This window comes from Flavobacterium frigoritolerans (assembly GCF_025847275.1).
Lineage (GTDB): Bacteria > Bacteroidota > Bacteroidia > Flavobacteriales > Flavobacteriaceae > Flavobacterium > Flavobacterium frigoritolerans.
On sequence record NZ_JAOZEV010000038.1, the window covers coordinates 1 to 6,479 of the forward strand.

The 6,479-nt window shown below is 29.7% G+C and carries 5 protein-coding genes and 1 pseudogene; all 6 read left to right on the forward strand.

Translation table 11 applies throughout. The features are described from left to right. A pseudogene (locus OIU80_RS20570) lies at positions 1–1,804 on the forward strand (hypothetical protein); the annotation flags it as partial. Continuing rightward, complete coding sequence (locus OIU80_RS20575) at positions 1,795–2,787, forward strand: hypothetical protein (protein ID WP_264288844.1); 993 nt, start codon at positions 1,795–1,797, stop codon at positions 2,785–2,787. The pseudogene OIU80_RS20570 and the gene OIU80_RS20575, both read left to right, overlap by 10 nt. A gap of 136 nt (positions 2,788–2,923) precedes the next feature. Further along, entirely contained in the window at positions 2,924–4,432 is a 1,509-nt protein-coding gene (locus OIU80_RS20580) for a glycoside hydrolase family 24 protein (protein ID WP_264288845.1), read from the forward strand. A gap of 10 nt (positions 4,433–4,442) precedes the next feature. Then, the gene (locus tag OIU80_RS20585; protein WP_264288846.1) at positions 4,443–5,357 is read left to right on the forward strand and encodes a hypothetical protein; all 915 of its coding nucleotides are present in this window, start codon (positions 4,443–4,445) and stop codon (positions 5,355–5,357) included. Positions 5,358–5,429: 72 nt separating this feature from the next. Next, positions 5,430–5,558, forward strand: coding sequence for a hypothetical protein (locus OIU80_RS20590; RefSeq protein ID WP_264288847.1), 129 nt, complete (start codon positions 5,430–5,432; stop codon positions 5,556–5,558). A gap of 230 nt (positions 5,559–5,788) precedes the next feature. Continuing rightward, entirely contained in the window at positions 5,789–6,112 is a 324-nt protein-coding gene (locus OIU80_RS20595) for a hypothetical protein (RefSeq protein ID WP_264288848.1), read from the forward strand. Positions 6,113–6,479 lie beyond the last annotated feature (367 nt).

The following is a 6,479-nucleotide window of genomic DNA, read 5'->3' on the forward strand; positions in this document are numbered from 1 at the left end:
GCTTTTAGAACTCAGTTTTACTCCCGAAGAAACACACCTGACTGATGCAGAAGTAAACCCAGTGCGTTTTTGCATACAAGTAAGCCGAAAAATAATAGACCCCAACGATTTTAGGAATAACTATTATGTTTTTGAAGCCGATCAATTGGTTGCAATGTCTTACCCAAACGCGAGCTTAGTAAGAAGCCCTGACATGAAAACCATAGGTATAAAAGCTACCAAACAAGATGAAACTCCTTTTACCAAAGAAGAAAAAATAGCCTTGCGAAAAAAACTCATCTGTTTTAACAACACAGCTTTAATTGTAGAAAAAGGTATTTTAACCGAAGAAGCTATCGAAAATTGTACTGTTCCTGTTGTTGTGGATTTTGAAATGGCTGAGGTTCAAACAAATAAAGCTTGTGAAAATTGTGATAAAGACATTACTCTTGATGAGATAGAAAAGATTTTTGGTATAATTACAAAGCAAAAAACTTTTAGACAAGATATCGTTAATTACATCAATGAATTTGCAAGACTTAGTAAGAAAAATGGAAAACCTATTCATTTAGATACTTGTTTAAGGAAGGCTCATTTTTTCGCACAGGTTGGAACAGAAACATTAGGGATAAATACTGATTGGATGGTTGAAACAGATTCAGTACGATATAATGTCGCAAATTGTAAAGCAGTTTTTGGGCAAAGAGCAAAAACTCTTGAAAAAGAAGGGGTATTGGATGACTATTGTAGAGATGACCCCCAAAAAAGATTATTAAACTATTTGTATGCTAGTGAGAATGGTTTTGGTAATGGGAACGGGAACGAAGCTAGTGGTGATGGCTATAAATTTAGAGGGAGAGGTTTAAAACAACTTACAGGGAGAGGTAATTATCTGGATATTACTAAGATATTAAAAGAAATTTTCCCTACTGAATACATAGATTTAGAATTAAACCCAGATAAAGTTAAAGAGTCTAAATATGCAGTATTGACAGCTTTAGCATATTGGGAAAAACATGAGATATGGAAAGTTGCAGATATTATAAAAAAATCTACAGATGAAAATATCAAAAAAATAAGAACTAAAGTAAATCCAGATCAAGCAGGATGGAAAGAATGTAAAATACATTTTGAAAAGGGTATAGAAGTATTTAAAGTTAATAAATGTCAACCTACTTCTGTTTCAGAAACTAAGAAAGATAATGGAAAGTGGAGGTTTCCAATAGATGATCCAATGTTGTGTATTTACTCACAAGGAGGACGATTCAAACCTTGGCATGGCTCATTTGGCGAAAAAATTAGAGATGGAAGCGTTAATCATTCAGGAAATGATTTATTAGCTATACCTGGCTCCCATGTATATGCTTGTGTGAGAAGCAAGGTACATAAAATATATACTTCTTCATCAATGGCAGGAAATGTAGTTGTACTAAAAGTTTTGGATGTGGAAACATTTAAAAGTTTGCGAAACGACAATTATCTCCCTAAATACAAAAAGGAGGGAGAAATTTTAGAGAATGAATTTGATCAAAATGCGACAATATATCTTACTTTTTGGCATTTAAGTAAGAATGATTTTTACAAAGAAGGTGATGAAGTAAAGTATAATGATGTAATTGGTTTGACCGGAATTTCAGGAAAGAATGGCAGTAATTTCACTACTAGAAATCCTCATTTGCATTTTGAAGTTTCAAATGTTGGATCTGCAGCTGGCTTAAAAGGAAAATGTAATCCATCGGTCTATTTTAAATTCAAAACAGAGGAAGAATTATCACAAAAAGAAATAGATTTTCAAAATGATTTAAAAGAAAAAGAATGGAAATAATGGGGTTTTTTAAAACAAAAAAGATGCTTTTTATTTGTTTAATGTATACAGTATTTTGTTGTAAAGGAGAAAATAATGATAATATCACGACATATAAAAGTAATACTAGTGTCATAATTGTTAATGAGTCATGTTTTGTTAAGCAAAAAATTTTTAATGAAAAAGATGATAAGGAATTAATCTACAAATATGAAAATGAAATTTATGAAATAAAGAGTAATAAGAAACAAGCTTATGATATAGTACTAAATGGTAAAAAATATTTATCAAATTTAAATTTAGAAAGTGCAAATATTAATTTTTATTATTATAAATGTATGGATAAAAAGGTCTTTTTAATTGAAGGAGATGATTATTACAGTTCTGTCTTTTTTGCATATCTATTTGAAAATGAAGTTCTATATTATTTAGGAAATTTCGATATTAATCAGCCAAACGTTGAAAATTCGGGTGTTTTAAAAAAAGATTTTAAAATTTTGGCTAATAAAGATCAGTTAACTATTGATTTGTTATTAAGAGATAAGTTTTTCAAAACATTCAATTTAAAACAGAAAAAGATTACACCTAAAGAAGTCTTTGATTCTAAAATAAATTTAAATGGACTTTGGAGATTAAACTGTGAGAATTCCTTAACTACATTTGATATTTCTAATAAAAGTGGTTATCTGTCATTATATTCAGATAATTTAATTTACATAAATGTGGAAATAATTTATATTGAAGATAAAATTGGAGAGTATTATATAAAATTTAAAAGTACAGAGTCACAACAAAGTTATAGTGGAGATAAAAAAAGTATTGATGATAGTGAGATATCTAAATCAGAAAATATAGGAAGGCTGGTTATTAAAAATGATGAACTTCTACTTTATTGGGAAGGTTTATACAATGATAAGACTAAAAAAAAGGACTTTGAACTGGACTTTGTTTTAATCAAAGAAAATGAAGGTGTAAATCCTGTAAAATTAATAAAATGTGAGTGATAAAATTAGGTGAAAACGGCATCATAACAGCATTGCAAAGCATTCAGGAATATCAAGAAAAAGTGGGCGACGACGGGCTTTAGAACTCAGTTTTACTCCCGAAGAAACACACCTAACTGATGCAGAAGTAAACCCAGTGCGTTTTTGCATACAAGTAAGCCGAAAAATAATAGACCCCAACGATTTTAGGAATAACTATTATGTTTTTGAAGCCGATCAATTGGTTGCAATGTCTTACCCAAACGCGAGCTTAGTAAGAAGCCCTGACATGAAAACCATAGGTATAAAAGCTACCAAACAAGATGAAACTCCTTTTACCAAAGAAGAAAAAATAGCCTTGCGAAAACAACTTATCTGTTTTAAAAACACAGCTTTGATTGTAGAAAAGAGTTTTTTAACCGAAGAAGCTATCGAAAATTGTACTGTTCCTGTCGTGGTGGATTTTGAAATGGCGGAGGTTGAGAAGGAAGAGAAAAATGGAATTTGTGAAGCTGAGGCGAGAGTTCGAGCTTTTATGAGGATGTTAAGAGTGAAAGAAGACACTGTAGGAGATGAAGGTTACGAAAAGAACGTTGGAGGGAAATCTTTCATCAAAGATTATAAAAAAGATTGGAGTACGCATCCTAAAGTTTCTATATATATCAAACGTATAAGAGATAGCTCTAATGCTGCTGGCGCATATCAGTTTATGGGAAAGACTTATGATGAAGTTATTAAAAATTACGGAAAAAGATATAAAATTACAGATTTTAGCAAAGAGGCTCAGGATAAAATGTGTTTAATATTAATGAAACATTACTACACACAAGATAGACCTAAGGAGTTTTATGATACTCAAAGTGAAAACAGAAAAGTATGGCGAAAAAGATTTAAAGGTCAACAAGGAGATATAATTCAATTTGTTATTGATAATGACATAAGAAGAGCAGCGTTGTTATCAAGTTTATGTTGGGCAAGCTTACCAGATTCTCCGTACGGACAACAGAGTGCTAAATATACTTTTGCCGATGTCAAAACTATATATGACAATTATTTAAAGGAGGAGCTTATCAATCCAAGTAATGAACTTTACCTAAAAAAAGGTTTTCTAAAAGAGTTTGGTTATGATTGCTGTACTGGACAATCTGATCTTGAAGTGGGTTCGTGTAACGAATGTAATCAGGACCACTATGACATAGCTAGACCTGAACATTGGGTGCATCAGAAACCAGAAGAATGTTGGCAAGCTAGTATTGAAATACTAGCAAATTATGGATTAAAAAATAATAGTGGATATTCACAAAATCGCATTATTATGGCAGATCAATCAGGAACTAAATTAATACCTAAAGAAACGCAAAAAGCATTGGATTATATTGACTCTCAATTAAAGATAGGGAAACCAGTGGTAGTTGGATTAGATGATAACTTACGAAAAGGAACTTATAATAGTCATAAAGCAACCGAACATTTTTTTGTACTAGTTGGAAAAGGATGTGAGGACGGAAAGCGTTATTATCGTTTTTTTGATGTTGGAGCCCGTTCAAGAGAATTGGGTACAGGTAAAAATAGTAGATTGTTCTTACTTGACAACGATTTGTTGCAAGGAAAAAGTGCGGGTGGATCACATACTTATACAATTACTGAAGTAAGGAAAAATAATTAAATCTTGAATTATGAAACACATATCAATGTTTCTTTGTTTTATTATATTATCATTTTCTATAATATCATGCAAAGAAAAAAAAAGAATTACAAATCTTAAAGAAAAAGAATTACAACTACCTGTTGGACATACTTTTTTCCGTGTTAATATAAATAATAAAGACACAATAATGTACAAGCCTTGCGATGCTAATATTCCGAAATATGTTTTATATAAAGATAGTATTTTCCATAATTGGGGTCAAGAAAATTACATGCTAAATATTGCTTCATCAATAATTAGAAACAATCAAATTAAATTAAAAACTACTTATAAATATAATGATGAAATTCCTGATGGAATAGATAGTACGATTACTTTTCAACAATTAAATAAAAAAATCTGGAGGATAAATGGTGAAATTTTTATAGATAGTTTATATGTTCATTCAATTAAATACATAAACCAACCATGTAAAGAATGTGATAATTGTGATGACAGCATAAAAAAAGAAGATATATCGGCTTTATTTACTATAAATAAGCAGTGGAGTAATAGTTGTGAACAAGGAGCCGATAAAAACAATATAATTTTTTATTCCCCTGATGAGATAGTTTTTGGGATAGGCTCAGTTAATTTTATTTGTGGTGCAACTTCTAAACAAATAAGCAGTAACACAATTGAAATATACTTAAAAGAATCAGAGAATGACTATGCACCAAATGGCGAAGTATATTCTAATAATAATGTGCCAGAGGAAATTGACTTTAATGACTGCTCGCTAACTTTGCCTATAGCAGAAGTTAAATTAACAAACGAAATTAATATAGAATTTAAATGGCTTGGTTTCTATGATACTAAGAAGAAAAAAAGAGTTTATCTCAAAAATCCGTTTACTAATAAGATCGAGAAAGAATCAATTGTTTTAAAAAAATGTGATGAATAAATTATTACTAATAGCAGTTTTACTCTTAATTTTAAGTTACAAGAATAATGATAAAATAACTAAAAGTAAACAATGTTTTCACTTACAGATTTTTATTTACAAGTAGTCTTGCATAGTCATGTTGGCCATGGTTCTGAACCAGACTATATTGTATTTGATAAATTATTGTTGTTCCAGATAATGGTATTGAGAGCAGTTTAGTAATAGAAATCCTAATGGAGATACAAAGCAAAAAATCATAGGGTATTTTCTACCCGAAGATTACACTGACAATCCTGCAAATGAATTTACTAAATCAGAATTAAATTTAGATCCAGTTCTCTTAAACAAAAGTAAGCTATTGGCTAAGAATGGATTTGTAAGTACCGAAACATAAAAAGTATAGTTAAATAAAAACAAAAATAACAATCAGTTTATATTTATTCTTGTCGATGATGCTTATAGCATGTCAAAACAAGAAAGAAAATTTAAATAAAAAAAGTAATCCCGATAATTCGCATAATAAATCAATAGTAGATAATAAATATATGGAGAAGATACTTATTGCTCAATTAAATGAAGGTCAAAGAAAATCTTTTGGGGAGATAGGGTTAGACATACCAATAAGTAATGGAAAAATTGAAATTTCAGATTTTGAGATAGCAGTTGAAATAGGGAAAAAAAAACTTATCTCGTTAGGATATAAATTTATTTCAACTGATAAATTTAATTTTAAAAGAAATATTTGGCAGAACAATAGATTTAAAATCAGATAAAAAATTTTTATATGTAAACTATTTTGATAAATGCGATAAAAACTTCAATTATTATCCCTATAACGGAACAGATTATAACGGTACTTATATTATTAAAAAGGAATGTTTTATTACAGATTTTTATTTTATACCTGAATTAATTGATTACCAAAAAGAGTTTCCCCAAGCAGTAAAAATTGAAAATAAAATTGTAGCAACAAGAAATGAAGGAGGAGAAATTATTAATACTAAATTATGGAAAGACATTCCGGATCTAGCAGCGCAACGAAAAAGGAATATCCAAACCCTTGTAGCTCGGAACATGTATTTGTTTAATGATAGCCGTGCTCATTTTAAATGGTTACTCTTAAATGACGAAGATTTTATG

Excerpts from the sequence above, each read along its gene's own strand:
- OIU80_RS20575 (WP_264288844.1), top strand. The coding sequence starts at position 1,795 with ATGGAAATAATGGGGTTTTTTAAAACAAAAAAGATGCTTTTTATTTGT.
- OIU80_RS20585 (WP_264288846.1), top strand. The coding sequence starts at position 4,443 with ATGAAACACATATCAATGTTTCTTTGTTTTATTATATTATCATTTTCT.
- OIU80_RS20590 (WP_264288847.1), top strand. The coding sequence starts at position 5,430 with ATGTTTTCACTTACAGATTTTTATTTACAAGTAGTCTTGCATAGTCAT.
- OIU80_RS20595 (WP_264288848.1), top strand. The coding sequence starts at position 5,789 with ATGATGCTTATAGCATGTCAAAACAAGAAAGAAAATTTAAATAAAAAA.